This is a genomic window from Psychrobacter sp. 1Y4 (genome assembly GCF_051847555.1).
On the sequence record NZ_JBPYDE010000945.1, the window covers coordinates 1 to 564 of the forward strand.

Annotated in this window: 1 protein-coding gene; it reads left to right on the forward strand. The window is 36.2% G+C overall.

Features of this window, described 5'->3' with window-relative positions:
- Positions 1 to 336, forward strand: a 336-nt coding sequence (locus tag ACS8FC_RS19765) for an outer membrane protein (RefSeq protein ID WP_439298038.1), incomplete at its 5' end; no start/stop codon positions are given.
- Between the last annotated feature and the right edge of the window lie 228 nt (positions 337 to 564).

The following is a 564-nucleotide window of genomic DNA, read 5'->3' on the forward strand; positions in this document are numbered from 1 at the left end:
GGTATGGAAGTTGAATATGTTGGTTCAGATGATGCTGACCTAGATAACAATGCTGGCGACTATGATACCAAAACTTATGGCGCGTACGGTACTTACCGTTATATGTTCCCAAATACTGCACTATATGCCAAAGGTAAGCTTGGTATCGCTAAAACAGAGCTAGAAGCTGATTTTGATAATGGTAGCAGCGATTCAGTGAGTGATACTGGTATTGCTGGTGGTATCGGTCTTGGTTACGCAGTGAATCCTAACTTCAATGTCGAAACAGAGTATGCCATGATGGATAGTGATGCAGATACTAAGCTGCTTACTGTAGGCGCTAACTTAAAGTTCTAAGCTAATATAGCTTACCTGTAACTGTAGTCAAAAACGAAGAAACGACCATTTTATATGGTCGTTTTTTTATGCCTGTAAAATATTTTTGCAACATATGTTTACTTTGGTAAATAATTTGGTATGATACCGCCACTACTAATAACAAGTAGAAAATAGTTCAGTACTATTTGATATTAAACAAATTATTTGTTTATCGAATCCAAGGTTGAGAAAACTTTATGAAAAATC